General features: G+C 59.5%; 29 protein-coding genes. 19 read left to right on the forward strand and 10 right to left on the reverse strand.

Translation table 11 applies throughout. The annotated features are described in order from the left end of the window. The first annotated feature begins 157 nt into the window (after positions 1 to 157). Positions 158 to 2,128, forward strand: coding sequence for a methyl-accepting chemotaxis protein (locus AAEO81_RS11245; protein WP_341963697.1), 1,971 nt, complete (start codon positions 158 to 160; stop codon positions 2,126 to 2,128). Between the two features lie 64 nt (positions 2,129 to 2,192). Here the strand turns inward: AAEO81_RS11245 and AAEO81_RS11250 are convergent, their stop codons facing one another. Then, on the reverse strand, positions 2,193 to 3,380 hold the full coding sequence (locus tag AAEO81_RS11250; RefSeq protein ID WP_341963698.1) for a benzoate/H(+) symporter BenE family transporter: 1,188 nt from the start codon (positions 3,378 to 3,380) through the stop codon (positions 2,193 to 2,195). 447 nt (positions 3,381 to 3,827) lie between these two features. Then, complete coding sequence (locus AAEO81_RS11255; RefSeq protein WP_341963700.1) at positions 3,828 to 4,271, reverse strand: MarR family transcriptional regulator; 444 nt, start codon at positions 4,269 to 4,271, stop codon at positions 3,828 to 3,830. Positions 4,272 to 4,352: 81 nt separating this feature from the next. On the opposite strand from AAEO81_RS11255, the gene AAEO81_RS11260 reads away from it, so the two are divergent. The 3 genes from AAEO81_RS11260 to AAEO81_RS11270 all read left to right on the forward strand — a co-directional run bounded on the left by AAEO81_RS11260 (position 4,353) and on the right by AAEO81_RS11270 (position 6,709). Beyond that, positions 4,353 to 5,519 (forward strand): PLP-dependent aminotransferase family protein, encoded by a 1,167-nt coding sequence (locus tag AAEO81_RS11260; protein ID WP_341963702.1) that lies wholly within the window; start codon positions 4,353 to 4,355, stop codon positions 5,517 to 5,519. Between the two features lie 46 nt (positions 5,520 to 5,565). After that, entirely contained in the window at positions 5,566 to 6,168 is a 603-nt protein-coding gene (locus AAEO81_RS11265; protein ID WP_166594930.1) for a glutathione S-transferase family protein, read from the forward strand. Positions 6,169 to 6,322: 154 nt separating this feature from the next. Next, positions 6,323 to 6,709 (forward strand): lysozyme inhibitor LprI family protein, encoded by a 387-nt coding sequence (locus tag AAEO81_RS11270; protein WP_341963704.1) that lies wholly within the window; start codon positions 6,323 to 6,325, stop codon positions 6,707 to 6,709. Positions 6,710 to 6,794: 85 nt separating this feature from the next. Here the strand turns inward: AAEO81_RS11270 and AAEO81_RS11275 are convergent, their stop codons facing one another. From AAEO81_RS11275 to AAEO81_RS11295, 5 genes are all read right to left on the reverse strand, one after another. Beyond that, entirely contained in the window at positions 6,795 to 7,166 is a 372-nt protein-coding gene (locus AAEO81_RS11275) for a glutathione S-transferase N-terminal domain-containing protein (protein WP_166594932.1), read from the reverse strand. Between the two features lie 52 nt (positions 7,167 to 7,218). Continuing rightward, positions 7,219 to 7,764: a GTP cyclohydrolase I FolE gene (folE, locus tag AAEO81_RS11280; RefSeq protein ID WP_166594933.1), complete on the reverse strand. Its 546-nt coding sequence runs from the start codon at positions 7,762 to 7,764 to the stop codon at positions 7,219 to 7,221. Between the two features lie 924 nt (positions 7,765 to 8,688). Beyond that, positions 8,689 to 9,249: a Smr/MutS family protein gene (locus AAEO81_RS11285; protein ID WP_166594934.1), complete on the reverse strand. Its 561-nt coding sequence runs from the start codon at positions 9,247 to 9,249 to the stop codon at positions 8,689 to 8,691. 95 nt (positions 9,250 to 9,344) lie between these two features. Continuing rightward, the gene (locus tag AAEO81_RS11290; protein WP_166594935.1) at positions 9,345 to 9,665 is read right to left on the reverse strand and encodes a hypothetical protein; all 321 of its coding nucleotides are present in this window, start codon (positions 9,663 to 9,665) and stop codon (positions 9,345 to 9,347) included. A gap of 236 nt (positions 9,666 to 9,901) precedes the next feature. After that, positions 9,902 to 10,525, reverse strand: coding sequence for a cysteine hydrolase family protein (locus tag AAEO81_RS11295; RefSeq protein WP_166594936.1), 624 nt, complete (start codon positions 10,523 to 10,525; stop codon positions 9,902 to 9,904). 252 nt (positions 10,526 to 10,777) lie between these two features. Here AAEO81_RS11295 and prmB point away from each other — a divergent pair, with 252 nt between their 5' ends. Next, entirely contained in the window at positions 10,778 to 11,686 is a 909-nt protein-coding gene (gene prmB / locus AAEO81_RS11300; RefSeq protein WP_341963708.1) for a 50S ribosomal protein L3 N(5)-glutamine methyltransferase, read from the forward strand. Between the two features lie 126 nt (positions 11,687 to 11,812). On the opposite strand, the gene AAEO81_RS11305 is transcribed toward prmB, so the two are convergent. Beyond that, positions 11,813 to 12,610 (reverse strand): hypothetical protein, encoded by a 798-nt coding sequence (locus tag AAEO81_RS11305; protein ID WP_341963709.1) that lies wholly within the window; start codon positions 12,608 to 12,610, stop codon positions 11,813 to 11,815. A gap of 94 nt (positions 12,611 to 12,704) precedes the next feature. Further along, positions 12,705 to 13,700, reverse strand: a complete 996-nt coding sequence (locus AAEO81_RS11310) for an alpha/beta fold hydrolase (protein WP_341963710.1) — start codon at positions 13,698 to 13,700, stop codon at positions 12,705 to 12,707. Positions 13,701 to 13,843: 143 nt separating this feature from the next. On the opposite strand from AAEO81_RS11310, the gene aroC reads away from it, so the two are divergent. From aroC to AAEO81_RS11330, 4 genes are all read left to right on the forward strand, one after another. Beyond that, the gene (aroC, locus tag AAEO81_RS11315) at positions 13,844 to 14,935 is read left to right on the forward strand and encodes a chorismate synthase (RefSeq protein ID WP_341963711.1); all 1,092 of its coding nucleotides are present in this window, start codon (positions 13,844 to 13,846) and stop codon (positions 14,933 to 14,935) included. 37 nt (positions 14,936 to 14,972) lie between these two features. Further along, on the forward strand, positions 14,973 to 16,121 hold the full coding sequence (locus AAEO81_RS11320; RefSeq protein WP_341963712.1) for an MFS transporter: 1,149 nt from the start codon (positions 14,973 to 14,975) through the stop codon (positions 16,119 to 16,121). Between the two features lie 103 nt (positions 16,122 to 16,224). Next, the gene (locus AAEO81_RS11325) at positions 16,225 to 16,770 is read left to right on the forward strand and encodes an acireductone dioxygenase (RefSeq protein WP_341963713.1); all 546 of its coding nucleotides are present in this window, start codon (positions 16,225 to 16,227) and stop codon (positions 16,768 to 16,770) included. Positions 16,771 to 17,121: 351 nt separating this feature from the next. Next, on the forward strand, positions 17,122 to 17,838 hold the full coding sequence (locus AAEO81_RS11330) for a LuxR family transcriptional regulator (RefSeq protein WP_166594943.1): 717 nt from the start codon (positions 17,122 to 17,124) through the stop codon (positions 17,836 to 17,838). A gap of 140 nt (positions 17,839 to 17,978) precedes the next feature. On the opposite strand, the gene AAEO81_RS11335 is transcribed toward AAEO81_RS11330, so the two are convergent. Next, on the reverse strand, positions 17,979 to 18,257 hold the full coding sequence (locus AAEO81_RS11335) for a DUF3509 domain-containing protein (RefSeq protein WP_166594944.1): 279 nt from the start codon (positions 18,255 to 18,257) through the stop codon (positions 17,979 to 17,981). A gap of 472 nt (positions 18,258 to 18,729) precedes the next feature. Here AAEO81_RS11335 and AAEO81_RS11340 point away from each other — a divergent pair, with 472 nt between their 5' ends. The 10 genes from AAEO81_RS11340 to AAEO81_RS11385 all read left to right on the forward strand — a co-directional run bounded on the left by AAEO81_RS11340 (position 18,730) and on the right by AAEO81_RS11385 (position 26,506). Further along, complete coding sequence (locus AAEO81_RS11340) at positions 18,730 to 19,266, forward strand: ankyrin repeat domain-containing protein (RefSeq protein ID WP_341963714.1); 537 nt, start codon at positions 18,730 to 18,732, stop codon at positions 19,264 to 19,266. Between the two features lie 117 nt (positions 19,267 to 19,383). Continuing rightward, a complete protein-coding gene (locus AAEO81_RS11345) occupies positions 19,384 to 19,908 on the forward strand; it encodes a hypothetical protein (protein ID WP_341963715.1) in 525 nt (174 codons plus the stop codon). Positions 19,909 to 19,961: 53 nt separating this feature from the next. After that, entirely contained in the window at positions 19,962 to 20,456 is a 495-nt protein-coding gene (locus tag AAEO81_RS11350; RefSeq protein WP_341963716.1) for a GNAT family N-acetyltransferase, read from the forward strand. A gap of 31 nt (positions 20,457 to 20,487) precedes the next feature. Then, positions 20,488 to 21,255 (forward strand): hypothetical protein, encoded by a 768-nt coding sequence (locus AAEO81_RS11355; protein ID WP_341963717.1) that lies wholly within the window; start codon positions 20,488 to 20,490, stop codon positions 21,253 to 21,255. Positions 21,256 to 21,355: 100 nt separating this feature from the next. Continuing rightward, on the forward strand, positions 21,356 to 21,547 hold the full coding sequence (locus tag AAEO81_RS11360; protein ID WP_166594949.1) for a PLD nuclease N-terminal domain-containing protein: 192 nt from the start codon (positions 21,356 to 21,358) through the stop codon (positions 21,545 to 21,547). Between the two features lie 177 nt (positions 21,548 to 21,724). Beyond that, complete coding sequence (locus AAEO81_RS11365) at positions 21,725 to 21,976, forward strand: helix-turn-helix domain-containing protein (protein ID WP_341963719.1); 252 nt, start codon at positions 21,725 to 21,727, stop codon at positions 21,974 to 21,976. After that, the gene (locus AAEO81_RS11370; RefSeq protein WP_341963720.1) at positions 21,973 to 23,187 is read left to right on the forward strand and encodes a type II toxin-antitoxin system HipA family toxin; all 1,215 of its coding nucleotides are present in this window, start codon (positions 21,973 to 21,975) and stop codon (positions 23,185 to 23,187) included. Before AAEO81_RS11365 ends, AAEO81_RS11370 begins: the two co-directional genes overlap by 4 nt. A gap of 272 nt (positions 23,188 to 23,459) precedes the next feature. Then, a complete protein-coding gene (locus tag AAEO81_RS11375; RefSeq protein ID WP_341963721.1) occupies positions 23,460 to 25,532 on the forward strand; it encodes an LTA synthase family protein in 2,073 nt (690 codons plus the stop codon). 150 nt (positions 25,533 to 25,682) lie between these two features. Then, the gene (locus AAEO81_RS11380; protein WP_166594958.1) at positions 25,683 to 25,919 is read left to right on the forward strand and encodes a hypothetical protein; all 237 of its coding nucleotides are present in this window, start codon (positions 25,683 to 25,685) and stop codon (positions 25,917 to 25,919) included. A 248-nt stretch (positions 25,920 to 26,167) separates the two neighbouring features. Then, entirely contained in the window at positions 26,168 to 26,506 is a 339-nt protein-coding gene (locus tag AAEO81_RS11385; protein ID WP_166594959.1) for a ribonuclease E inhibitor RraB, read from the forward strand. Positions 26,507 to 26,608 lie beyond the last annotated feature (102 nt).

Here is a 26,608-nt window from a genome sequence, read left to right on the forward strand (position 1 = left end):
TCTGGAAGCGACCTTGGCGTAGCTATTTGCCATTATTCCGACGTCAAATTCACGTTTTGCTGCTGACCCGTTGCGAATCTGCACGAAAATTGTATGGCCGTGCTGAACATGGCCTCGCTGTGTGCCTCTTTTGAGCTGTAACTGGGGATAGAACATCATGATTTCGGCCGTGCAATCGCGTTTCGCCAACCTCGGAATGGCGAAGAAACTGGGTATCGGGTTTGTCCTCGTCTTGCTGCTGACCGCCCTCGTTGCCGCGATCGGCGTCTGGTCGCTGCGCTCCATCAGCGTGCACTTCGACAGCCTCAAGGAAATGACCGCGCTCAACTCGGGTCTCAGCCGTGTTCGCTTGCTGGAGCAGGATTACGCCCTGCACAGCGACCCCAAGGTGGTCGAGGAACTTCATGCGGGGCTCGATGCCCTGAACGCTCAAGCCGAGCAGCTCAAGGCGTTATCGGCGGTCAATCAACAGGTGATGGGCCAGGTCCAGCAAGCGCTGGCTGCCTACCGCAAGTCGTTCGACGAGTTTGTCAGTATCAGCCAGAGCAAGGACCTGGCGCTGGAAATGGCCAGTTGGTCCGTCTCCAGCGTGGCCAACAACCTCGACGTGCTGCAGGCCGGTCTTGCGGACGATGGCGCGTACAGCCTCAAGGACTCGCAAGGCCAGCAAGGGGCGGACGTCATCGAGCAATCGGGGCAGGTCAGCCAGATTTCCAAACTGATGATGCAGGCCATGGATGAGGCGCGCGTTCGCCTGGACAAGAGCCGCAAGACCGGCTCGGGTGAGGAAGCCAAGACCGGCAAGATCGAACAGGCGGTGCAGGCCCAGGAGCTGGCGGAACAGCTCAAAGGCGTCATCAAGGACTCCGGCTACCTCACGGTGTTGACCGAGGTCAGCGGCCATATCACCAACTTCAGCGACAAGCTGAACGAATACACCGGTCTGCTGGCCGACGAGGCCCGGGTCTCGCAACAACTGGCGACCAACGCGAAAACCGTGGTGCAACAGGTCAATCAGGCGTACGACGCCGAAGACCAGTCGATGATGGGCGAGCTGAAGGCCAACTCGCTGAAGATCATCGGTTCGTCGATCCTGGCGTTATTCGTGGGGCTGATCGCCTCGTTCGTCATCACCCGCATTATCGTCGCGCCGTTGCGCAGCGTGATCGCGATTGCCCAGCGCATCGCTGCCGGTGACCTGAGTGGCAATGTCCGGGTGACACGCAAAGATGAAATCGGTCAGTTGATGCAGGCCATGCAGCAAATGGGCGCGGGCCTGAGTGGCATCGTCAGTGGGTTGCAGGCGGGGATCGAGCAGTTGGCGACTTCGGCGCACTCGCTTTCGGCGGTGACCGAGCAAACCAATCTGGAAGTCAGCACCCAGAAAGAAGAGACCGAGCAGGTCGCCACGGCCATGAACCAGATGACGGCCACCGTGCACGACGTGGCGCGCAACGCCGAAGAAGCGGCCCAAGCGGCGCAAACGGCGGACGACAAAGTCGACAGCGGTCAGGCGGTGGTGCGGCAAAGCATGCAGCGCATCGAGCAACTGGCGACGTCGGCCGACTCGGCGAGCCACAGCATCGAAAACCTCAGTGCCGAGATTCAGAACATCGGCAAGGTGTTGAGCGTGATCAAAAGCGTCGCTGAGCAGACCAACCTGTTGGCACTCAATGCGGCCATTGAAGCGGCGCGGGCAGGCGAGCAGGGCAGGGGTTTTGCGGTGGTGGCGGACGAAGTCCGGGCCCTCGCCAAACGTACCCAGCAGTCGACAGAAGAAATCGAGCGGCTGGTCACACGCCTGCAAAGCGGAGCGCAAGCGTCGGTGGCGCAGATCCAGAGCAGCGGTGAGCTGGTCAAGTTGGCGGTCAGCGACGCGCTACAGACTGAAAGTGCGCTGGGGAGCATCGCAGTGGCGGTGTCGTTGATTCAGCAAATGAACCAGCAGATCGCCGCAGCGGCCGAACAGCAAAGCTCAGTCGCCGAAGAGATCAACCGCAGCGTCACCAGCATCCGAGCCAGCGCCGATCAGTCAGCCCTGGCGATGCGGGGCAACGCCGCGTCGAGCATCGAACTGGCGTCGCTGGGGATGGAATTGAAAGGCATGGTGGGGCACTTCCGGCTTTGACGGTATCGTGCGAACGGTCGCCGCTGTAGGAGGTATGCCACGCTCCTACAGGGTGCGCCCGCCGTTACTTCCGATAATTCAAAATCACTAACGTCAACACCCCCGCCACGATCCCCCAGAACGCCGATCCGATGGAGAACAGCGTCAGCCCAGACGCGGTGACCATGAAGGTGATCAGCGCCGCTTCGCGCTCCTTGGGTTCGTTCATCGCCACGGTCAGGCCATTGATGATCGAGCCGAACAGGGCCAGTGCCGCAATCGACAGCACCAGCTCCTTCGGAAAGGCCGCGAACAGGGCTGCCAGCGTCGCCCCGAAAATCCCGGCAATCGCGTAGAACAGCCCGCACCAGATGGCCGCCGTGTAGCGTTTGTTGCGGTCTTCGTGGGCATGAGGCCCGGTGCAGATGGCCGCGCTGATGGCGGCCATGGTGATGCCGTGGGCACCGAACGGGGCGGTGATCAGTGAGATCAGCCCGGTGGCGCTGATCAACGGCGAGGAGGGAACCTGATAATCATCGGCGCGCAACACGGCGATGCCCGGCATGTTCTGCGAGGTCATGGCCACGACGAACAGCGGAATACCAATGCTGATGGTCGCGCCCCACGAGAATGAGGGAGTGGTCCAGACCGGCACCGCGACTTCCAGATTGAAACCGGTGAAATTCAACATGCCGAGCATGGCCGATAACGCCACGCCCACCAGCAGCGTCACCAGCACCGCGTAGCGTGGCGAGAAGCGTTTGACGATCAGGTAGGTGAAAAACATCCCCAGCACCAGGCCGGTGCGGTGCTGCGCGGCGACAAAGATTTCGCTGCCGATCTTGAACAGAATTCCTGCCAGCAGGGCTGCCGCCAGTGAGGTGGGCAGACGCTTGACCAGCTTTTCGAAACTGCCGGTAATCCCGCAGATGAATACAAGTAGCGCGCTGGTCATGTAGGCGCCGATGGCTTCGGGATAAGCCACATGCCCCAAGCTGGTGATCAGCAACGCCGCGCCCGGCGTGGACCAAGCCACTGTGATCGGCGAACGGTAGCGCAGCGAAAGGCCGATGCTGCACAGCGCCATGCCCATGAACAACGCCCAGATCCAGGAAGAAATCTGCGCCGAGGTCAACCCGGCGGCTTGCCCCGCCTGAAAGATCAACACCAGCGAACTGGTGACCCCGGTCATCATCGCGATGAAGCCCGCCACGATGGCCGAGGGCGAAGTGTCAGTGAGCGGGCGCAGCGGCGTATGGGTCGCGTCAGTCATGCGGTCGATCCTTGGAGCGGCAATGTGAACAGATCAGCAAGCCTATACGCAGTTGTCACAATTCGTTGCGATACAGCCGCCCGCGCATTAATCGGCACAGTTCGCCGCGGCGTGCTGTCGGTCTCGAATCGCCAGATCAGCGATGAACCTGTAGGAGCGAATTCATTCGCGAGAGGCCGTTGCAGCCGACGCATCTCCATCGTCTGGCCGATCTTTCGCGAATGAATTCGCTCCCACAGTTAAGCCTGAGCCGGGGCGCAGTCTCTGCGGCGACCTCCCACAGCTGAGCCTAAGCCGGGGCACACAATCTGCGGCCACCTCGGACACCTGTGGGAGCGAATTCATTCGCGAGACGGTGGTACGGCCGATACATCTCTATCGTCTGGCCTATCTTTCGCGAATGAATTCGTTCCCACAGAAGGCTGTGCAACGCAGATTTGAAGGTGCTCAGCCTCGATTCAGTGTTTTACCCAACGCCTGATTCACTGCCAGCCAACCGTCCACCGCTTCCCGTCCGGCGTCCTTGAACACCTTCTGCAGCAGTTTCACCTGCTCGCGACGCAGCGACTCTTCAAACTTCGCGCCTTCCTCGGTCAGCGCCAGCAGCCGTTTGCGCTTGTCGTCTTCGGGGGCAACGCTGAGCACCAGTTCCATCTCGACCAGCTGTCGCAGCGGTGTGTTCAGCGCCTGTTTGCTCACCCCAAGCACGGTCAGCAGTTCTTTCACGCTCAAACCAGGGTAGCGGGCGATGAAAAAGACGATGCGCTGGTGCACACGGCTCAGGCCCCGGCGATCGAGCATTTCATCGGCCTTCGCGGTGAAAGCCTGGTAGCCGTAGAAAAACGCCTCCATGGCAATTTGCTGCGTCGATGAATTTTTAAGGTCAAGCATATTGACGTATCCAGGCTTGGCATCGTAGTTTCGGTCAACCAGTTTGACGTATTTCCATTTATTTCTGCCAGCGGTGATCACATGGCATTTTCTGAACGCGTCACCCGTTTGAAGAGTTCGCTGATTCGCGAAATCCTGGCCGCTGCCCAGCGCCCTGAAATGATGTCGTTCGCCGGTGGCCTGCCTGCCGAGACCATGCTGCCCCAGAGCGACTGGTCCGACATGCCCCGCAGCATTGGTCAGTACGGCATGAGCGAAGGTGAACCGCAATTGCGCGAAGTGCTTGCGGCGCAAGCCCGGGCGTTGGGCATTGCCTGCGAGGCGAGCCAGGTGATGATTGTCAGCGGCTCCCAACAGACGCTCGATCTGGCCGCCAAGCTGTATATCGACAAGGGCACCGAAATCCTGCTGGAGGGCCCGACCTATCTCGCGGCCTTGCAGATTTTCCAGCTGTTCGGCGCCGATTGTCTGACCGTGCCGTTGCTCGCCGAAGGCCCGGACCTTGACGTTTTGCGCCAGCGACTGGAGCAGCACACGCCGTCATTCGCTTACTTGATTCCTACGTTCCAAAACCCGTCCGCCGTGCGCTACAGCGAAACCGCAAGGGATGCCGTGGCCGCCTTGCTGGACGAGTTTGGCGTGACGTTGATCGAAGACGAACCCTATCGCGACCTGACGTTTGACGGCGGCAGCGCTCGCCCCATCGTCAGTCGGTTGAAGCAGGCCAGCTGGATCTACACCGGCACCGTGTCGAAAACCTTGATGCCCGGGTTGCGCGTGGGCTATCTGATCGCGTCGAAGGATCTGTTCCCACACTTGCTGAAACTCAAGCAAGCGGCTGATCTGCACACCAACCGCGTCGGTCAGTGGCAGGCTTTGCAGTGGATCAGCAGCGAGCCTTATGAGCGGCATCTGGTCGAATTGCGTGATTTTTACCGCACCCGTCGAGACCAGTTCGAAGCGGCCTTGCAGCGGCACTTCAGCGATCTCGCTGAATGGAACAGTCCACAAGGAGGGCTGTTCTTCTGGCTGACACTCAAGGATAAACTCGACACCCGCACACTGCTTGATACCGCGCTGGCGCAAAATGTCGCGTTCATGCCCGGAGAACCGTTTTTCACTGACCCGGACGCCAATCCCGGTTACCTGCGCCTGAATTTCAGCCACATCGACCCGGCGCGGCTGGACGAAGGCCTGAAGCGACTGGCCGCTGTCATCAAACAGGCGCAACAGGCCCTCGCGGCCTGATACCTTACGCACACGTACCACCGCACCCACGAGGGGAGAGCAGCAGATGTACACGGTTTACGGCGATTACAATTCAGGCAACTGCTACAAGATCAAGCTGATGCTCAACCTGCTGGGCGCAGAATACCAATGGGTGCCGGTGGACATCCTCAATGGCGAGACCGAGACCGAAGCGTTTCTGGCGAAGAACCCCAATGGCAAGATTCCTGTGCTGGAACTGGAAGACGGAACGTGCCTGTGGGAGTCCAACGCGATCCTCAATTTCCTCGCCGAAGGCACACCCTATCTATTGACCGAACCCCGCCTGCGTACGCAGGTGTTGCAGTGGCAATTCTTCGAGCAGTACAGCCACGAGCCGACCATTGCCGTGGCGCGTTTCATCCAGTTTTACTTGGGGCTGCCGGAGGCGCGGCTGGAGGAATACCGCTCGATGCACAAGCGCGGTTACAAGGCGTTGAAGGTCATGGAGCAGCAGCTGTTGCGCACGCCGTTCCTGGTGGGTGAGCAGTTTTCCATCGCCGACATCGCGCTGTACGCCTACACCCACGTGGCGCATCAGGGCGGCTTCGACCTCGCTCAGTTCCCGGCGATTCAGGCCTGGCTGGCGCGGGTTCAGCAACAACCGGGCTACGTCGGCATGCTCGACTGACCGCTCCCGAAAGAAAAAACCGGCCTTGGCAACCATGGCCGGTTTTTTTAGGTCTGAAGTGTGTGCCCGGTCATCACGCGCCACGGTTTTTGCGCTCAAGCTGCGCACGGTCTGGTTTTGATCGGACGATCATTTGAAGAAAAGGGAGCATTCGATGCGCTACATGATGATAGCGGTGGGCATGTTCATGGCCCTGGGGATTGGCTGCTCGGCACAGGCCGAGGATTGCGATTCGACACAGGCGTCGATGAATCAATGCGCCAGCAAGCAATACAAGGCGCTGGACGATGAACTGAACGCGCAGTACAAGGCGCAGATGGCCTACGTGAAGACGTCGGCCAGCAGGAAAGCGCTGCAAGAGGCGCAGAAGAAATGGCTCGCGTTTCGTGATGCCGACTGTCTGTACCAGGTGGGCAAGCGTGAAGACGGCGGCAGCATGTGGCCGATGTCGCAGCTGATGTGCCTCTCGGACCAGACCAAGGTGCGGGTCGAACAATTGAAGGCCTTCAATGCGTGCCGGCAGGAAGGCTGCCCAAGGTGAGCTGACGTTTTCCGGCTTGCCCGCTGCAACGACCCGAGGGGCACCACCGTCGGCAAGCCGGACTGCTACAGCGACAGCGGCGCGATCAGGCCGCTGAAAACCGCTGATTCAAGTATTCGATGATGACCTTGGATTCGTACATCCACACGGTCTTGCCGGCTTCTTCGATCCGCAGGCACGGTACTTTGATCTTGCCGCCCTCATTGAGCAGGGTCTGGCGATCCAGCTCGTTGTTCTTCGCGTCGCGCAGCGCCACCGGCACATTCAAACGGCGCAAGGTCCGGCGGGTTTTCACGCAAAACGGGCAGGCGTTGAACTGATACAACGTCAGGTCTTTCGCCGACGCTTCGACTGCTGCCTGTGCTTCAGGCGAACGTTTTTTCTTGCCGGGACGGGTCAGGAAGTCGACCAAAATGACCAATTGGCCAAGGCCGACCCTCAGTGCTTTCATCAACATGCTTGAAACCTCGCGGCCGCAACGGTCGTTGCGGCGCTTCAGGACGCCCGGATCACTTGATCAGGCTGAGGAACTCGGTACGGGTGGCGGCGTTTTCGCGGAACTCGCCCAGCATCACCGAAGTGATCATCGATGAATTCTGCTTCTCGACGCCGCGCATCATCATGCACATGTGCTTGGCCTCGATGACCACGGCCACGCCCAGCGCACCGGTCACTTGCTGAACGGCTTCGGCGATCTGACGGCTGAGGTTTTCCTGAATCTGCAGGCGGCGGGCGAACATGTCGACGATACGCGCGACCTTCGACAGGCCCAGGACCTTGCCGCTCGGGATATACGCCACATGGGCCTTGCCGATGAATGGCAACAAATGATGCTCGCACAGCGAATACAGCTCGATGTCCTTGACCAGCACCATCTCACTGTTGTCGGAGCTGAACAGCGCGCCGTTGGTGACTTCTTCCAGGGTTTGCTGATAGCCACGGCAGAGATACTGCATGGCTTTGGCCGCACGTTTCGGGGTGTCGAGCAGGCCCTCGCGGGAGACGTCCTCACCAAGTTGACCAAGGATCGCCGTGTAGTTCTGTTCCAGTGTCACAGGGGTGTGTTCCGTGTGGGTTCAAAGAAACGCAGGGCAGGTGGCCTGCAAAGGCGCACATAGTAGCGTAGCTCGGCGGGGAGGGGTACGGCGGGCGACCGACAAACCTGCGGCACGTCGCCGCTCGAACGGAGCGTCAGGCACCTTTACCTAACCTTTACCGAGTGCGTATGTCGAAATGTGTCAAATCGGTGTCTGAGTTAATGGGTGAACGATGCCCGGATGAAGAGAGTGAATGTATGTTGAGCCGAATCGCGAAAATCGCACTGATTATCGCCCTGACGTCGTCGGTTTCGGGCTGTTTCTTCGGTCCCGGATGGGGACGTCACGGCGGTGGGTGGCACGACCATCGGTATTTTGACGGTGGCCCCGGACCGGGCTACTACCATCGCTGATCGAGGCTGAACCGATCCCGTGCCGGATGCCGGGATCTCGACAGCCACTACGACAAAGGCCGCGACTGGAGGGATTCCTCGTCGCGGCCTTTCTGTTTTTGGCGTGCACGTATCAACTTCGATACTCGATGGCTACTCAATGACGACGCGGTTCCCGAGATCAGTGATGTCAGACGTTGCAGGTGATGAGCACCTGCCGTTGAACCCGTTTTCAAGAGAGTGAGTGAAATGTCGAGTCGTATTGTGAAAGTCGCGATGATCATCGCAGTGATGTCAGCCATGTCTGGCTGCTGGCCGTTCTGGGGACCTGGCGGGGGAGGCCATGGCGGCGGGCACGGAGGCGGTGGTGGTGGCGGTCATTATGAAGGCGGTGGGCCCGGTGGCGGCGGTGGTCCAGGCGGGGGTCCGGGACCTCGCTGATGCCTGGTGTGCCAGGGTGCTGAACGCCACCCCTGATGGGGCGAGCGACTCAGGATCTAGGGAGCGAGTGAATTCGCTCCCACAGTTGAGTGCAGCGTCAGGGCGCGAGCTACTCGTCCCGCCCATCCATCATCGTGCGCTTGAGCATCACGTACACCGCGCCCGCGCCGCCATGCTTGGCGATGCAGGACGTAAAACCCAGCACCTGTTGATGCTGACGCAGCCAGGTGTTGACGTGGCTTTTGATCATCGGTCGCTTGCCGTCCAGTCGCACGGCTTTGCCGTGAGTGATGCGCACGCAGCGGATCTCCAGTTTGGTCGCTTCCGCCAGAAACTCCCACATGGTTTCCCGCGCCAGTTCCACGCTCATGCCGTGCAGGTCGAGGCTGCCGTCGAAGCTAATCTGCCCCAGTTTGAGCTTGCGCATCTGGCCTTCCTGAACGCCGTCGCGGGCCCAGTACAGCGTGTCTTCCGGCCCGACGTCGATCACGAACTGATCGGACAGGCCGTCCACGGTAATCGTGGCGTCCGACCGCACGGTCGCTGCCTGCCGCAGTTTGGCCAGGTTCTTACGGTCGGTTTTGGGTTTGCCTACGTCGGCGTGTTCAGTCTTGATGGGCTTGACGCCACGGGTCTCGTTTCTGAACAGGGAAAAGTCGTCGTCTTGCATGTCGGTCTCCGCGAAGGCCGCCAGTTTAACCAAGTCACGCCGTTGTCGGCGCGACTAAAAAGCTCAAAAGGCGTTGGGAGACGCGGAAGGGGAGGTCAGTCGTGCTTCTTCATCAGGTGCGGAGACATGTTCAACTCGCCAGCACGACGGCGCCGACGACGGCTGCGGCGCCACAGCCAGACGCCGATATACAGCAACAACAGGCCAACCACGATCGTGACCACGGCACCTGCGGGGCTGGCATTGAGTTCGCCCAGTGCAGCCGGGTGACCTATCAGGCTGGCGACGCCGGCCATGGCCAGCAACACGCCCGCCATGGCGAAAATGGCGGAAATGGCAGCGCCAATGCGCATCCGCCAGTTGCCCTGGCCTTTGGGGCGCAGGCGACGGGCATCAAAACCATCGGATATCTTCATTCCGACTTCCTCTATGGGTATCGGCGCTCTGACCTGCTTATGCCCGGGTGGTTCCCGTCGGGTCAGCGCACGAAGCCAAACACGAGTGATTAACGGATAGGCGGTTATGTGAGACGGATCACATAACCTGACGACTGCATTTGTACGCTTTTTCTTCAGGAACTGCCTGAAAATGATGCCCGAGGCGCGGTCAAGGCTCTGCGGATCACGGGTCAGCTCCTGATGAAGCGGCGCAGTCAGATCAGGTCTTTGGTCAGGGCGAGCTTGGCGAAGTTGTCGTTCATGATGGCCATCTCGGCTTGCTGCACGAGTTCGGCCTTGATCACGCCGGTGGGCGTTGGCAGATCGCGGGTGGCGCAGGCGTCTTCAACCAGCGTGCAGCGGAAACCGTAATCCTTGGTCGCCCGCACCGTCGTGCTGACGCTTGAATGGCTCATGAAACCGCACACCACCAGATCCAGGCGCCCCAGATCTTCCAGCAGCTTGTGCAGCGTCTTGCGGTCGTCGGTAGTCACGGTGCCGTTCAGCGCATTGGGCAAGCGTTTTTCGATGACGATCTCGTCGCCCTGGGGTTGCAGCTCGGGAACGAACTGGCCGCGTTCGCCTTGCGGATCGAACATGCCACCCACGGTGCCGAGGTGGCGCACGTGAATGATCGGCGACTTCGCGGCACGCGCGGCGTCGACCAGTTTGACGATGTTGTCGATGGCCGCTTGAACGCCGGTCAGCGCCAGGGGGCCACTGAGGTATTCCTTTTGCGCGTCGATGATGATCAACGTGGCATTACTCAAAGTGGCCGCTGCGTATTCACGGCCACTAAGTTGAAACATGGTCTTTGGACCGTTGGTTGAAACAGACATCTGGGGCTCCTTCGAGTGGGGCTTTTGCCACATTGTCCACTGGCTGAGCGATTCTGTGAATCTCAATGCTCACAGCCGTCGCTTTTTACCGGGCGTCAAGCCGTCGAGCAGGTCGCGGTTGCTGTCATATTGCCTGCAAATTTGACGAAAGGTGGCGGAAAGTTTTTCAAGGCCAGGCGCTGTCGGGCGTGGGCATCGTTTGTTGGGAGGATGGCTGCTAGAATCGCCCGTCGTTTTTTCAAGGAGTCTGCCGTGATCACTTCCCGCCTGCGCACCCTGCGCGATCATATCCGTTGGGCCGTCAGCCGTTTTCATGGGGAAGACCTGTTTTACGGGCATGGCACCGACAACGCCTGGGACGAAGCCCGGCAGTTGGTACTGGGTGCGTTGCACCTGCCTTGGGAGATTTCCGACAGTTACCTGGATTGCAATCTCGAAGACGACGAACTGGTCAATGTCCAGCGTTTGATCAAGCGCCGCATCGACGAACGTGTGCCCACCGCCTACCTGCTGGGCGAGGCGTGGTTCTGCGGGATGTCGTTCATCGTCGATGAGCGTGTGTTGATTCCGCGCTCCCCCATCGGCGAATTGATCGAGCACCGATTCGAGCCCTGGCTGGCTCAAGCCCCTGCGCGCATTCTTGACCTGTGCACCGGTTCTGGTTGCATCGGCATCGCCTGCGCCGACGAATTTCCAGAGGCCGAAGTGGTGCTGGCGGACCTGTCGTTCGAAGCGCTGGAAGTCGCGAACCAGAATATCGAGCGTCACGGTCTGGACGAGCGCGTCTACACCGTCCAGGGCGATGGCTTCGACGGTTTGCCGGGGCAGCGGTTCGACCTGATCGTGTCCAACCCGCCTTATGTCGATGCCGAAGATTTCGGCGACATGCCGGATGAATACCAGCACGAACCCGAGCTGGCGCTGGCCTGCGGTGATGACGGTCTGAATCTGGTCCGGCGGATGCTGGCTCAGGCGGGGGATCATCTGACGGAGAAGGGCTTGCTGATCGTTGAAGTGGGCAACAGCCAGGTTCACGTCGAGGCGTTGTACCCCGAGGTGGACTTCGCCTGGCTGGAATTCCAGCGTGGTGGGCACGGGGTGTTCATGTTGACGGCTGAGCAGTGTCGTCAGCATCAGGCGGTGTTTGCGTCGCGGGTTTAAGCCCGGCGCAAAACCCATTGTGGGAGCCGGCTTGCTGGCGAAGGCGGGGTGTCAGCTGACGCAGTATTGGCTGGCACGCCGCCTTCGCCAGCAAGCCGGCTCTAACAAAGTCATATCGCGCTCGATCTAGCGGTGAGTCGCGATCCAGATCAATAGCCCCGCCTGAAACACTGCAAAGGTTACCAGGCAGGCGATGGTGAAACGCAGCCCGGCGTCGTCGCGGCGGAATTTGTTGACGCGATCTTCGGCTTTCTTGATCGCGACTTCCTGCTCCTGGATCTTCTGCTCGGCCTGCTGCAACATCTGTGCGGCGTCGAGGATCTCGACCAGTTGCACCTTTTCGGTGTTCCAGGTGTTGTTCAGGTTGCCGATCTTGGCGTCCTTGACCGACCCTTTCAGGTGCTGAGGGTCGGCATAGGCCACTTCGAAGCCTTGGGTCTTGAGGAAGTGGTCACGGCGCAGGCGAGTGTCTTCGTTCAGCGCGTCCTTGTTCGCCAAGGCCGTGCCTTCGATGCGGTACTCGGACCAGCGTTTCTGCGCCCAATGAATGCCTTGCGCCAGCATGAAACGGCCCAGCCCCCGGTTCCACGGTTCGATCTGCAAGCCGGATTCGGGACCCACTCGCACGGCACGGTTGGCGTGGTCGACCCAGATATCAAGGTTGTTCTGTTCCTTGCGAGTCTTCTGGCCCGGCAGGTGATACGTCATGCGCAGCAGGCTGAAGTCCTTGCTGTGACGTTCTGCCCGGCCGAATTCGACGAAGCGCAGCGGACGGCCCCCGGTGGCCCGGTCCGTCGGCAGCGGTGCCAGGCGCAGCATCGAAAAATGCTCGGCCTGCACTTCTTCCCACAAGACGGGTGCAGCATCGCCTTCCTGGCTCTCGATTGGCGCGACCGCGTTGGCTTCCATGATTGCTTCTGTCATTACGGCGATCCTGTTATCGACATTGTCCCGGCAACACAATGCCAGCAACCCGATATCGGCCGTTTTTGCTGAATCTGAAGGGTGAGCTTTGGCGCTAAGCCTTGGGCACTGACCCGATAAACGTGAGAATCCGGTCCGACAGCTCGCTCGCCAAGGGCAATTGAGGATCCTTGTAAGACGCCAATTGACGTTTCATGTCCATCGGCACGATGCGCAGCACGTGGTTCATGCCGTCGATAATCGCCAATTGTGAATCGGGCTTGGCCTTGTGTAGCAATTCGGCATCGCCCACACCCACCTGCATGTCGTTGCGCCCTTGCAGGATCAGCGTTGGAATCTTCAGCTTGCCGAACGCTTGGGCCGGGTTCTGCCGGAACAGCGAAATCAGGTACGGCTGAACGCTTGGGCGGAACACCACTTGCAGCGGATCGGGCACGTCCGGGTCGGTCTTGCCAGCCTTCATTTCTTCGATCAGTGCCTCGCTGCGAGCCAGCAGGGGAGGCGGAAGCCGGTCCTGTAATTGCTCTCGGATGACTTGGTCCACCGGTCGCCCCGTGCCCGCCAGGGAAATCAGCGCCGTGGCACCCGCCCGTTCCGCCGCCAACGAGGCAACGAGCGCCCCCTCGCTGTGACCGAGGATGATCAACTGGCCGAGCCGCGAGTCGGTCTTGAGTTTTTGGCTCCAGGCCACCGCGTCATCGACGTATTTTTCGATGGTCAGATCCCGCTCATCAGGGGTGGCGGGGCGACTGGCCGCAACGCCGCGCTTGTCGTAACGCACGCTGGCGATGTTGTGCCGGGCAAGAATCACCGCCAGGCGCTTCATGCTGTCGTTGCGGCCGCCGTCTGTGTTGTTGCCGTCGCGGTCGGTCGGTCCGGAGCCGGCAATGATGAGCACCACTGGCACCGGTTCCTTGGATTTGGGCAGCAGGAGGGTGCCAAATAGCTCCCCCGTCCCGGTTTCCAGAGAGACAGGACGTTGCAGCACGACCGGCGTGCCCGCGTTGGCGAGGGAAGACAGCAAAGTGAGGGTCAAGGCGATTACTCGCAGCGGCCGTAAGCCGCAAATCAGGGACATACCACGTAGCATCGCAAGGCCATCATCAATAAAGTGTGAAATTGGACGCAGCCAATCGAATAAGGTTCGGGCGTGATATAGACGTTGACCCTGCGTATACTGGCGCGCTCTTTTTAGACTTTTTGGTTTTTGGTCGATTTCTCGGAGCCTCCCGCATGTCCGGCAATACCTTCGGCAAGCTGTTCACTGTCACCACCGCTGGCGAAAGCCATGGCCCGGCGTTGGTTGCTATCGTTGACGGCTGCCCGCCAGGTGTCGAGCTGTCGCTGGAAGACCTGCAGCGCGACCTGGACCGCCGCAAGCCCGGCACCAGCCGCCACACCACTCAGCGTCAAGAAGCGGATGAAGTCGAAATCCTCTCCGGCGTGTTCGAAGGCAAGACCACCGGCGCGTCCATCGGCCTGTTGATCCGCAACACCGACCAGAAATCCAAAGACTATTCGCAGATCAAGGATCTGTTCCGTCCGGCCCACGCCGATTACACCTACCACCACAAATACGGCATCCGCGATTACCGCGGCGGCGGTCGCAGTTCGGCCCGGGAAACCGCGATGCGCGTGGCGGCCGGTGCCATCGCCAAGAAATACCTGCTGACACAGGGCATCACCGTGCGTGGCTACATGAGCCAGCTCGGCCCTATCGAAATCCCGTTCAAGACGTGGGAATCGGTCGAGCAAAACGCCTTTTTCAGCCCTGATCCGGACAAGGTCCCGGAGCTGGAAGCCTACATGGACCAGCTCCGCCGCGATCAGGATTCGGTCGGGGCGAAGATCACTGTCGTCGCTGATGGCGTGATGCCGGGGCTGGGTGAGCCGATTTTTGACCGCCTGGACGCCGAGCTGGCCCATGCACTGATGAGTATCAATGCCGTGAAGGGCATCGAGATCGGCGCCGGGTTCGACAGCGTCTCCCAGCGTGGCACCGAGCACCGCGACGAGATGACCCCGGAAGGTTTTCTCTCGAACAACGCGGGCGGCATCCTCGGCGGCATCTCATCGGGTCAGCCGATCATCGCCCACCTGGCGCTGAAAGCCACGTCGAGCATCACCACCCCGGGCCGTTCGATTGACATCGACGGCAACCCGGTGGACGTGATCACCAAGGGCCGCCACGACCCGTGCGTAGGCATTCGGGCCACGCCGATTGCCGAGGCGATGATGGCGATCGTGCTGCTCGACCACTTGCTGCGCCATCGCGGCCAAAACCTCGACGTGCGGGTCAACACCCCGGTCCTGGGCCAGCTGTAATGCGGGAGTCCGGCGCGGCCGCCACGGGCAATTGACCGTGGCGGCGCTTCCTTACTGGCGGCTGTCCAGCTTCTACCTCTTCTATTTCGCCCTGCTGGGTTCGACGGCGCCGTTTCTGGCGCTGTACTTCGATCACCTGGGCTTTTCCAGTGCGCGCATCGGCGAGTTGATCGCGATCCCGATGCTGATGCGTTGCGTGGCGCCGAACCTGTGGGGCTGGCTGGGTGACTACACCGGTCGGCGTCTGGCGATCGTGCGTTTCGGCGCGGTCTGCACGCTGGCGTGCTTTTCTCTGATTCTTATCGACAAATCCTACGCCTGGCTGGCCATGGTCATGGCGCTGCATGCCTTTTTCTGGCACGCCGTGTTGCCGCAGTTCGAGGTCATCACGCTCGCGCATTTGCAGGGCCAGACCGCCCGTTACAGTCAGATTCGCCTGTGGGGTTCGGTGGGGTTCATCCTGACCGTAGTAGGGCTGGGACGACTGTTCGAGTGGTTCAGCCTTGATGTGTATCCGCAGGCGCTGCTGTTGATCATGGCCGGGATCGTCGTCAGCAGTGGATGGGTGCCCAATGCGCAGCCGCCTGCATCGACCCAACGACCTGCAGGGGAAGGGTTTCTCAAACAACTGTTCAGCCCCGGCGTACTGGCTTTCTATCTGTGTGTGGCGTTGATGCAACTGAGCCACGGGCCGTATTACACCTTTCTCACGCTGCACCTTGAGCGCCTCGGATACAGTCGCGGCATCATCGGCATGCTCTGGGCGGTTGGCGTTGTCGCGGAGGTGCTGATGTTCCTGGCGATGAGCCGTATCCTGCAGCGATTCAGCGTGCGTCAGGTCTTGATCACCAGTTTTGCGCTGGCGTCGTTACGCTGGCTGTTGCTGGGGAATTTCGCGGACCATCTGACGCTGTTGATCTTCGCTCAGTTGCTGCACGCGGCGACGTTCGGCAGTTTTCACGCCGCGGCCATCCATTTTCTACAACGCAGTTTTGGCCCTCGTCAGCAAGGGCAGGGGCAAGCGTTGTATGCCGCGTTGTCCGGAACCGGAGGGGCAATGGGGGCGCTGTACTCCGGCTACAGCTGGAATGCGCTCGGCGCGGAATGGACGTTCGCCATCGCGAGTCTGGCGGCACTGATGGCTGCGATCCTGGCGGCGATGCGCATGAAAGAGGTGTCTCTCTGACTCCAAACGGCCGCCCATTAACGGCCGGTTTCACCGTTTGACTGAATGAACCTGCGTCTGCCGAACATCGTATCGGCGAGCGATTGAACCGAGGAACCCCGCAATGAGCATTCTCTCCGTCTATCACGTGTCCTCCCCGGAGTTGCCGAACAAGGTGTTGACCCACCTTGAAGACATCGCCTCGACCCTCGCCGAGCACGGCATTGTTATCGAACGTTTGCCCGCGGCCACCCCCGTTGCCGCAGGCGCGCCTCAGGACGACGTCAACGTCGCCTACCGTGATCAGATCAGCCAATTGAGCGCAGAGCGCGGTTGTGTGGCCAGCGCTGTGATCAGTGTCGACGACCGCCACCCGCAAAAAGCCGAACTGCGTGCGGGGCTCCTCAACGAACATCAGCACAGCGCGGACGAAGTGCGATTTTTCGTTGCGGGGCGTGGGCTCTGTTCGTTTCACCTTGGGGATTTTGTCTACGCCGTGCTGTGCGAAAAGAACGACTTGATAACCGTCCCGGCGGGAACTCGGCAGTGGTTCGACATGGGCGAGCAGCCTCGGGTGGTCGCTATTCGCTTGTTCGGTTCGCCAGAGGGTGAGCGAATGGAGCTGACGGGCGATGAGCTGGCCCGTCAGTTTCCAGGTCTGGATGACTGAAACCGGCATTCACCAGCAGGGCTCGGCCTTGATCCACTGCTCGTCTTTTGAACGGCTCGCATCCTTGATGTGAGCCGTTTTTGTTTCAAAAGCTGGAAAAATGTAAGCAAGTTTTGGTTGTTGTGTAAGAAGTCGCCTGTTTATCAGTCAGGCATGCCTGTTTGTTTTAACCCCTGTGTTTAACCCCTTCAGACTGTGTAACCCTTTGTCTGTCGAAGCCTGAAGGCCTTTGAGCGCGCCCTGCTCACGGACCTCCGTGCAGACCTTGGCGCGTCGACAGGCCGCTGTCCACTTAAAACTCTAAAGCGCCATTCAGGGACGACACAGCACGTTTTTTAAACGGAGGGGAAGATGAAAAACGTAACAACAGGGACGCTGAGCCCATTGATAGAGCAGATGGTCAGCAGCGTCACCGAACAGGACGGCAACGCCGCCATCGCCAACGCGCTGGACTGGCTCCGAGCGGAATGCGGTTGCGAACGAGCCATGTTCTATCAGTACCGCGAGGGATTGCTGCTCAACTGCATCACGTCCAACGTCGACGTCTACTGGAAAGAGCTTTACAACCAGGGGCGGCTGATGATCGAAGACCCGGTCATTCGGTGCTTTCGCCACACCATGGGGTTTCTCGAATGGGCGGACGCGTTCGACACCTATCCACCGTCGTCGGCCTATCTGGCGGCGGTCGAGGACTGCGACCTGCTCCCGGCCCTGTCCTACGGCTACACCTGCGAAAACCGGGTCAACCGGGGCGTGGTCAGCGTCTGTTCGCTCAACGGCATGGAACGGCCACTCAGCCATAACGACCGTTATCTGGTGACCAGCCTCGTTCCTATGTTGCATGTCGCGGGCAAGGGGCGACAGTTTCAGACCCGGGCATTGACCGGTAAAGAGCTGGAAATCCTCAAGTGGGCCCGAGAGGGCAAGACCGCATGGGAAATTGCATTAATCAAAGAACTGTCGGAGGCCACCGTTAAGCATCACTTCAAAAGCATCTACGCCAAATTGGGCGTGACCAACCGCGCGCAAGCCGTGGGCGAAGCGCTGTGCCGAGGCATCATCCGCTAAGCGCAACCAACGTTCCGGCGTACGCAACATCCGTTGACGCCTGAACCGACTGCGCAAAAAAAACCGCGATCGCACTGAGTGCGATCGCGGTTTTGTGCGGAGTGTGCGTCAGTCAATGCCCGCAGTATCCACGCAGACGCTTAACGCGTGTGATAAGTCGGCAGATCGAAACGGTGTTGGCTCTGCAGCATGGAAATCGCTGGCAGTTCGCTGGCCTGAGCCGCCAGGTCACGGCGAATCGCGCTGATCACCCATTCCAGCTGCACCGGGGTGTGCAATTGAGCGTACGAGACCGAGCGACGGATCTGTTTGCCTTCGTGATTGCGCAGCGACAACAGCACACCACCGTCGGGACGAGGCTGGGTGTTGACTTCGAAGTCGGAAAATACGGATGCGAATTTTTCTTGAATGAAAGTCATGTCTAGCGGCTCCATTGCTCAGTGATAACAAGCTTGGTAGGACTAGTGCAGTGACTGTGCCAGTATTGATGTCTATTAAAATTACTTTAAAAACAATGAGTTATGGTTTTTGAATATTTACTGCTTCGTGCATTTTGCAAGATTGACCATCGGGCATCCTGCATTTTGCCGGAGTAGAGGGAGTGGGGAGGAGGGGGAGATGAGGCGCTGTTGAAATCTGAGACAGCGATACCCTGGATTTATTTCACCGTGTTACCCGGATTTTTCCTGCGGGCGATAAACGGCCTTCTCTATAGCGGTGATCAAAAAGGTTCGCTGGCGAAACAGGCCCGTGCCTGCCATCGTTCGCAACATCGCAGCAGATGAGCGTGGAACTTGGCCCAGACTGCGGGCCTCTCAACGTTCTGTTGCACCGATGGCGAGAAACACGATTGATCAAAGGTGCCCCCGTGCGGCGCTACAGGAGAAAGGAATGTCTGACACCCCAAACAACCCCGGCACCGCCACCCGCATGACCGATGAAGAAGCGCTGGAGTTCGCAGAACAGGTGTTCGACCGTGCTCGCGCAGGTGATGCCGTGATGCTGGACCGCTTGCTGGAAAACGGGTTGACCCCTAATTTACGCAATCACAAGGGCGACACGCTGTTGATGCTCGCCAGTTATCACGGCCACCAGGACGCTGTGAGCGTGTTGCTCAAACACGGCGCGGACCCTGAAATCCGCAACGACAATAACCAGAGTCCGATTGCCGGGGCAGCCTTCAAGGGCGATCTGGACGTGGTGAAACTGCTGGTGGAAGGCGGGGCGGATGTTGAAGGCGCAGGGGGCGACGGTCGTACCGCGCTGATGATGGCCGCAATGTTCAATCGCACTGCCATCGTCGATTACCTGATCGCCAACGGGGCCAACCCCAACGCCAAAGACGCCAAGGGGGTAACACCGCTGATGGCCGCCCAGACCATGGGCGCAACCGACACTGCAGAGCAACTGACGCGTTTGATGGTTTAACCGAAAAAAGAGCCTGCGCTGCGGCGTACTCTGGTTCCGTTACAGCGTTAACCGATAGAGGCGCGAAGGATTTCCGGCTATCCTTCGCGCCTGTTTTTTCGTCCGGACTCCTTCGCCATGAAAGCTTCACTCATCGAATTCATCAGCAAAATCAGCTCCGGCTGCATGAGCGACGAGGAAATCGACGCGATTGCCGACGAAGCCTCCCGGGCGTACGCCGACCCCGAGGCCTTTCTCGCCGCCAATCCGGACATCAACTACGACGACACCTTCCCCATTCCGCTGGGCGAATGGGTGGTGGTCGGCAGCTTGCCGGAAACCGTGATGTTCCAGGCCGACAACTACATGGACCTGTTCAGCGAAATCACGGCCTCTTTCGGCCCCGGCGTGACCTTCAATATCAAGCCTAAACAGCTCGCCAAGACCGAGCCCCTGACTGCGTTGAACCGGATTCAGATCCAGCTCGGCAGCATGAACAAGGAAATGGGTGGCTACGTGCTGATGAACCTGAGCGAGCCGCTGGACGATGAGCTTCAGACCGTGCTCGTGTTTGGCAACGATCAGGCCCGCGTAATAGCGTTGGGCGTCGAGCTGGGCATCCTGATCGAACCTGCGCTAGAGGCGCTGAAGGCTCAGCAGTGAGTTCGCTTCATCTATAAATTCTCAGGATATTTCAGTTTTTTCAGGAGCCAGGCGTGACCTCTTCCGACATCCACATCGCCCGATACGCGCCGGACGACGAGCAGGGCATCGTTGATTTGATCGTGCCCATTCAGCGTGAAGAGTTCGGGATTGAAATCACCGCGAAAGATCAGCCTGACCTGATGCAGATCCAGTCGTTTTACCAAACCGGCACCGGCGACTTCTGGGTGGCGCGCAAGGACGGGGACGTGGTCGGCACCATCGGTCTCAAGGACATTGGCAGTCAGGAAGCGGCGCTGCGGAAAATGTTCGTGGCAGGCCCTTGGCGGGGCCGGGAGTACGGCGTGGCTCGCCAGTTGCTCGAATGCCTGATCAATGAGGCGAAAGCTCGCGGCGTGAGGCGCATTTACCTCGGCACCACCGCGAAGTTTCTGGCGGCCCATCGCTTCTACGAGAAGCACGGTTTCGAACTCATCGAGCAACACCAGCTGCCCGACACCTTTCCGCTGATGGTGGTGGACACGCGCTTCTACGCGTTGTCGTTGTGAGGCCCATGCTGTTCGCCGGGATGTGTCTGTGATGACTGCGTTTTACCTCAAGTTGCTGATTACCCCGTTGCTGATGCTGTCCATTTCACTGGCGGCTAAGCGCTGGGGCACCCATATCGGCGGGCTGCTGTCCGGTTTGCCGGTCACTTCGGCCTCGGTCATGCTGTTTTTGAGTCTGGAGCAAGGTCCTGGCTTTGCGGCGCAGGCGGTTCCGGGCGCGCTGGCAGGTGTGGCGGCGATCCAGGCGACCTATCTCTTTTATTACCGGGTGACGCGCCGAGCCTCGGCCTTGATCGGTTGCCTGGGCGCCCTGGCGTTTTACGTGTGCGTGGCGCTGGTCATGAACGGAATCGGCTCGCTCGTGGCATCCATTGCGGTGACGTTGTGCCTGGTCGCGGCGATCATTCGCGCGACGACGCCAGGGGCGGAAGCCGGGGCAGGGGGCTATGTGCCGGTGCCGCGTTGGGTCATCCCGATGCGCATGCTGACCGCCACCTTGCTGCTGCTGGCCATCACGGCGGGCGCGCAATGGCTCGGGCCAGTGGTCAGCGGCTTTCTTGCACCGATCCCCGTCATCGCCTGGCCACTGGCTGTTTTCGCTCACGTGCAGGGTGGTCGTCACGAACTCGGGGCCATCGTTCGCGGAAACGCGATTGGCGCCATCGGGGTGGTCGCGTTTTACCTCTGCCTCAAATTCATGGTCGAGCCATGGGGGATTTTCGCGGCGGTGGCGATGGGCGTGACGCTGGCGGTGGTGATCACTGCCGCGCTCGCGGCGCTGACCAAGCCACGTCGTTAGGGTACTCACCGCATATTTGTGTCATGAGCCCCACAACCCACGGAACCCCGGACAAGCGTCGCCACTCCTAACAGGGCAAGCCTCATTAAGGAGCGACACCATGGGTTCCACTTTTAATGGTCTGATTGGACTGATCATTCTGGCCCTCGACATCTGGGCCATCATCAACGTATTGAAGAGCGGCGCCGAAACCGGCATGAAAATCCTCTGGGTGCTCCTGATCGCACTGCTGCCTGTGCTGGGCCTGATCATCTGGGCCATCGCCGGTCCACGGGGCAATGTACGAATCTAGACCTCGGTCTAACGGCTTCAGAACATTAACGCCTGACGTGCAATGGCCCGTCGGGCGTTTTGTTATTTATATATGACATTTTCTTAATTTTGTTACGTATAAATAACATTGTCGTTGCTGTGTACCATTGTTCGCTATACATTCCATACATCGAACAATGTTATGCAGGCATGACAAATGGACGCAAATCTCCTCATCGAACGTTTGGGGCATCAGATTGAAAGCATGCGCAAGGCACGGGGCCTTACGCAGCTTCAACTGGCGGCGCAATCCGGGCTAACACGGCAGAAGCTGGCGGAGATCGAAAAAGGCAGTCCTACCGTCTCCATGAAGTTCTATGCGAGCGCTTTGGCAGCCCTCGGTGCCGAAATCAGCGTGGTCCCTGCCCGGCGTCCCTCCTTTGAAGAATTAAGGGAGGTCTTTCGATGAAGCCGGTGGACCGGGTGCGTATTCTGACGCCGCAGGGCGAAAGCGGTGAATTGTCGGGGGCAGAGTCGGGTGACTACCTGTTCCGCTACGGCCTGGACGCCACGCCCACTTCGCAAATCAGCCTGACGATGCCCGTACGTGATGCAGCCTTTATTTCCCGCAACCTGCATCCCGTCTTCCAGATGAACCTGCCGGAAGGATACGTGCTGGAGCAACTGCGCAATCGTCTCGCCAAAACCACGCCCCTCAACCCGATGTTGCTGATGGCGTTGACCGGCAGCGGTTCCCCCATCGGCCGTGTCGCGGTTCAGTCGGCGATGATTGATGAGCTGTTGGGGGCGCAGAACGCTGCCGAAGGGCAAAGCCTGAGCCAGATCCTCACGTGGGACGGTACTGAAGACCTGTTTGCCGAACTGGTTGACCGCTATCTGTTGCGCACGGGCATCTCGGGAGTACAACCCAAAGTCATCGTCCCGGAGGGAGCCTTCGCTGCCGATCCCAAAGCCACGCTGTTGATGCCAGAGCTGATCGTCAAATCCGGACGTGCGGACTTTCCGGGGCTGGCGATCAACGAATATGTCTGCATGGACGCCGCACGTAGGGCAGGAATGCCAGTCCCGGACTTTTACCTTTCCGATAATCTCCAACTGTTCGTGATGCGACGCTTTGATCGCGATGCCGAGCAGCGTCCGATCGGCTTTGAGGACATGGCGGTCCTGACGGGATTGGGCACCGAGCAGAAGTACGATTCCAGCTATGAAAAGATCGTCAGGGCCATTCGGTTGTTCTGCGCGCCTGAGCATATTCAGACATCCCTTGAGCAGTGCTTCGACATTGTGGCCTTGAGTTGCATGGTGGGTAACGGCGATGCCCATTTGAAGAATTTCGGCCTGCTGTATCGCGATCCACTGGGCGCCGATGCGCAACTGGCGCCGGCCTATGACATCGTCAACACCACGGCCTATCTGCCAGACGACTCCCTGGCCCTTCGACTGGCGGGGTCAAAAAGCCTGTTCGGTTCGCGCCTGGGCATTCTGGAGCTGGCGCAGACGTGCAATATCCGCAAACCGAAGCCGCGCCTGTTGAAGCTGATCGCGGCCGTGAACGCATCGCTTGAAGGAAATGCCTCCTTGGCAGAACACGCCCCTGAAGTATTCAACGCCATTCAGTATGCGGTGGGTCTTTACGCCCAAACCTTCTGCGACAAATGAGAAAAAAGCGTTTGTAAGAAAATGTTAGAACCTCGTTCAAACGACGGAATTTTCACTGTTTCGTCGCGAAACTCCGCATCGCTTTGCGACCTCTTCAAGATTGACGAGAGCTTTCAACGCGGACCCGGTCATGAAGAATGCGCCGCATTGGTGGTAAACACTGGGCGATCACGTAATATTTGCCCCCCGCGACCCACACCGGCGTTCTTTCGATGTCACCGGGCGCACAGGCTTTTCGAACTTAAACCTGAATCCAACGGACTCTACGACACATGGCCAAACCGGACGCCCCGGCGCGCGCGCCGCAACCTACCGTCAAATCGCACCTGGCCTATACGCTGCTGAGCGGGCTGGCGCTGATGGTGCTGTACACCTTATTGCGCGTCGCGCTGCTGGTCTACAACCGCGAAGGGATCGGCGCGACGCCGGCCTCGACATTCATTGAGGCGTTCGGCAACGGTCTGCGTTTCGACCTGCGGTTGGTGGTCTACATCCTGATCCCGCTGCTGCTGGCCTTGTTCAGCGCGCGTTTGATGGCCGCACGGGGTCTTTTCCGTTTCTGGCTGACGCTGGTCGCGAGCCTGACCACGTTCTTCGGCCTGATGGAGATGGATTTCTACCGCGAATTCCACCAGCGCCTGAACGGCCTGGTTTTCCAGTACGTGAAAGAAGACCCGAAAACCGTGCTGAGCATGATCTGGTACGGCTACCCGGTGGTGCGTTATTTGCTCGCCTGGGCCTTGCTGACCTGGCTGCTCAGTCTGGTGTTCAAAGGCATCGACAGTGCGACCCGTCCGCGCGGCGGCTTCAATATTGGCAGCTCCAGCAACCGCATCGTCGCACCGTGGTACACCCGGGTCGGCGTCTTCGTGCTGTGTCTGATGGTCGCGGTGATCGCAGCGCGCGGCACCTTGCGTCAAGGTCCTCCACTGCGTTGGGGTGATGCGTACACCACCGAATCGAATTTCGCCAACACGCTGGGCCTGAACGGCACGCTGACGCTGATCGCGGCTGCGAAGAGCCGGATGTCCGAAGACCGCGACAACATCTGGAAGGCCACCCTCCCGGTGGCAGAAGCCCAGCAAACCGTGCGCGACATGCTGCTGACCGCCAACGATAAGCTGGTGGATTCGGACAAGGCCGCCGTTCGACGCGACTTCAATCCTCCGGCTGCCAACACGCTTCCGATCAAGAACGTTGTCGTGATCCTGATGGAAAGCTTCGCCGGTCACTCCGTAGGTGCACTGGGCGACGAGTCCAACATCACGCCGTACTTCGACAAGCTGTCGGAAGAGGGCCTGCTGTTCGATCACTTCTTCTCCAACGGTACGCACACCCACCAGGGCATGTTTGCGACGATGGCGTGCTTCCCGAACCTGCCGGGTTTCGAATACCTGATGCAGACCCCGGAAGGCAGCCACAAGCTGTCGGGCCTGCCGCAACTGCTGAGCGGCGCACGCAAGTATGACGACGTGTACGTCTACAACGGTGACTTCGCATGGGACAACCAGTCCGGGTTCTTCAGCAACCAGGGCATGACCAACTTCATCGGCCGTAACGACTTCGTCAACCCGGTGTTCTCCGACCCGACGTGGGGTGTGTCCGACCAGGACATGTTCGACCGTGGCGCTCAGGAACTGAAAGACCGCGAAGCCAAGGGCAAGCCGTTCTATGCCTTGCTGCAAACCCTGTCGAACCACACGCCGTACGCGCTGCCCGCCAACCTGCCGGTGGAGCGCGTCACGGGTCATGGCACTCTGGACGAGCATTTGACGGCCATGCGGTATTCCGACTGGGCGCTGGGGCAGTTCTTCGAAAAGGCCAAAAAAGAGGCGTACTACAAGGACACCCTGTTCGTGGTCGTGGGTGACCACGGGTTCGGCAACAACGAGCAGATCACCGAAATGGACCTGGGCCGCTTCAACGTGCCGATGCTCATGATCGCACCGGGCCTGCAAGACAAGTTCGGCAAGCGCAGCAGCATTGTCGGCACACAGATCGACATCGTGCCGACCATCATGGGCCGCCTGGGCGGCGACACCGTGCACCAGTGCTGGGGCCGTGACCTGCTGAACCTGCCAGCGGGCGACCTGGGTTTCGGCGTGATCAAACCCTCGGGCAGCGAGCAGACTGTGGCAATCGTCACTGGCAACCGCATCCTGATCGAGCCGAAGGAAATGGAACCGAAGATCTACAACTACGAACTGGGCACCAAACCCCACGCTGAACTGGTTCCGAACGCGCCTGACATCGCCGAACTGCGCAAGAAGCTCGACAGCTTCCTGCAGACCGCGACCAAGAGCCTGTTGGACAACACGGCCGGTGTGAAAGACGCCAAGCCGTAAGCCGCGTCCTGCATGAAAAAAGAGGCCTGTCTGGCCTCTTTTTTTTGCGCGTAAGTCCCGTTGCGCCAAGGCAAAAAACGTTGAACGAATGCTAAAAACGCGCAGTCCGATTTCGGTAGGCCGACGTGCGGCCTGACTGAGGAGACATTGATGAAAGTCTGGACTATTTCGTTTCAGGATAAAGATGGGGTGCAGCAGAGCCACAATCTTGAACTGGAGCACCGTCCCAGTGAGGAGGAAGCTGCGCAGCACCTGCGCCCGATTCTGTTCCCGGTCGTCAATGAGCTTGATCTGAACGATCTGGATGGTCGATCAAGGGCGCCCACGGCTGAAATCCTGAAGGAGCAGAATGCGGTGCAGATCATCTCCATCGTGGAGGCGTCCTGAAAAAACCTGTGCAATCTCCAACGGTTGCCAATTGGCAACGCGCCAGAAATGGGCGTAGTCTGCGATTGAGGCCGGTGAAGCATCTACCCGCGCCAGTTCGCGTACGGATGCCTGATTTGTAACAGCGGCACCGGCCTTGTCAGCGACATGCTTGAATCCCGGGTGACGGATGATCCGTCGCTTGATGCCCTTCAAGGGCATTTCGGGATGGTTGAAACTCTATCTATCGTTGCATAGGAGGACGTTTCATGAGCACGACCTATCAAGAAGACATCAGCAGTCACGTACTGCGCCGCATGAAAGAAGGCGGTTTCGACTTCGCCCGTATCCATCCTATCGAGTTCTACGCAGTCTTCCCGGACGAGGAGCGGGCACGTCAGGCAGCGGAAAAATTTCGCGGTGAATCCCTCAACACCCAAGTCAACGCCCGTGAGGACGGGGCGTGGCACCTGCAATTGAGCAAATTGATGTACGCCACCTACGACGGCATCGGCGACTTCGAGCAGGATTTCCAGACCGCCATTTTAGGGCTGGATGGCGAGGTCGAGGGGTGGGGTGTGAAGCAGGAGATCAAGCGGCTTCATTAGAGCGGTGCCTGGCCTCAAGCTTTGTGGTCACCCATTGTGGGAGCGAATTCATTCGCGAAAAAAGGGTTCGGGCAATGGAGATGTGTTGGCTGTACCTACCAA

The sequence above is a fragment of the Pseudomonas sp. RC10 genome, from assembly GCF_038397775.1.
GTDB classification, from domain to species: Bacteria; Pseudomonadota; Gammaproteobacteria; order Pseudomonadales; family Pseudomonadaceae; genus Aquipseudomonas; species Aquipseudomonas bambusae.

Excerpts from the sequence above, each read along its gene's own strand:
- AAEO81_RS11245 (WP_341963697.1), top strand. The coding sequence starts at position 158 with ATGATTTCGGCCGTGCAATCGCGTTTCGCCAACCTCGGAATGGCGAAG.
- AAEO81_RS11250 (WP_341963698.1), bottom strand. The coding sequence starts at position 3,380 with ATGACTGACGCGACCCATACGCCGCTGCGCCCGCTCACTGACACTTCG.
- AAEO81_RS11255 (WP_341963700.1), bottom strand. The coding sequence starts at position 4,271 with ATGCTTGACCTTAAAAATTCATCGACGCAGCAAATTGCCATGGAGGCG.
- AAEO81_RS11260 (WP_341963702.1), top strand. The coding sequence starts at position 4,353 with ATGGCATTTTCTGAACGCGTCACCCGTTTGAAGAGTTCGCTGATTCGC.
- AAEO81_RS11265 (WP_166594930.1), top strand. The coding sequence starts at position 5,566 with ATGTACACGGTTTACGGCGATTACAATTCAGGCAACTGCTACAAGATC.
- AAEO81_RS11270 (WP_341963704.1), top strand. The coding sequence starts at position 6,323 with ATGCGCTACATGATGATAGCGGTGGGCATGTTCATGGCCCTGGGGATT.
- AAEO81_RS11275 (WP_166594932.1), bottom strand. The coding sequence starts at position 7,166 with ATGTTGATGAAAGCACTGAGGGTCGGCCTTGGCCAATTGGTCATTTTG.
- AAEO81_RS11285 (WP_166594934.1), bottom strand. The coding sequence starts at position 9,249 with ATGCAAGACGACGACTTTTCCCTGTTCAGAAACGAGACCCGTGGCGTC.
- AAEO81_RS11290 (WP_166594935.1), bottom strand. The coding sequence starts at position 9,665 with ATGAAGATATCCGATGGTTTTGATGCCCGTCGCCTGCGCCCCAAAGGC.
- AAEO81_RS11295 (WP_166594936.1), bottom strand. The coding sequence starts at position 10,525 with ATGTCTGTTTCAACCAACGGTCCAAAGACCATGTTTCAACTTAGTGGC.
- AAEO81_RS11305 (WP_341963709.1), bottom strand. The coding sequence starts at position 12,610 with ATGACAGAAGCAATCATGGAAGCCAACGCGGTCGCGCCAATCGAGAGC.
- AAEO81_RS11310 (WP_341963710.1), bottom strand. The coding sequence starts at position 13,700 with ATGCTACGTGGTATGTCCCTGATTTGCGGCTTACGGCCGCTGCGAGTA.
- aroC (WP_341963711.1), top strand. The coding sequence starts at position 13,844 with ATGTCCGGCAATACCTTCGGCAAGCTGTTCACTGTCACCACCGCTGGC.
- AAEO81_RS11325 (WP_341963713.1), top strand. The coding sequence starts at position 16,225 with ATGAGCATTCTCTCCGTCTATCACGTGTCCTCCCCGGAGTTGCCGAAC.
- AAEO81_RS11330 (WP_166594943.1), top strand. The coding sequence starts at position 17,122 with ATGAAAAACGTAACAACAGGGACGCTGAGCCCATTGATAGAGCAGATG.
- AAEO81_RS11335 (WP_166594944.1), bottom strand. The coding sequence starts at position 18,257 with ATGACTTTCATTCAAGAAAAATTCGCATCCGTATTTTCCGACTTCGAA.
- AAEO81_RS11340 (WP_341963714.1), top strand. The coding sequence starts at position 18,730 with ATGTCTGACACCCCAAACAACCCCGGCACCGCCACCCGCATGACCGAT.
- AAEO81_RS11345 (WP_341963715.1), top strand. The coding sequence starts at position 19,384 with ATGAAAGCTTCACTCATCGAATTCATCAGCAAAATCAGCTCCGGCTGC.
- AAEO81_RS11355 (WP_341963717.1), top strand. The coding sequence starts at position 20,488 with ATGACTGCGTTTTACCTCAAGTTGCTGATTACCCCGTTGCTGATGCTG.
- AAEO81_RS11360 (WP_166594949.1), top strand. The coding sequence starts at position 21,356 with ATGGGTTCCACTTTTAATGGTCTGATTGGACTGATCATTCTGGCCCTC.
- AAEO81_RS11365 (WP_341963719.1), top strand. The coding sequence starts at position 21,725 with ATGGACGCAAATCTCCTCATCGAACGTTTGGGGCATCAGATTGAAAGC.
- AAEO81_RS11370 (WP_341963720.1), top strand. The coding sequence starts at position 21,973 with ATGAAGCCGGTGGACCGGGTGCGTATTCTGACGCCGCAGGGCGAAAGC.
- AAEO81_RS11375 (WP_341963721.1), top strand. The coding sequence starts at position 23,460 with ATGGCCAAACCGGACGCCCCGGCGCGCGCGCCGCAACCTACCGTCAAA.
- AAEO81_RS11380 (WP_166594958.1), top strand. The coding sequence starts at position 25,683 with ATGAAAGTCTGGACTATTTCGTTTCAGGATAAAGATGGGGTGCAGCAG.
- AAEO81_RS11385 (WP_166594959.1), top strand. The coding sequence starts at position 26,168 with ATGAGCACGACCTATCAAGAAGACATCAGCAGTCACGTACTGCGCCGC.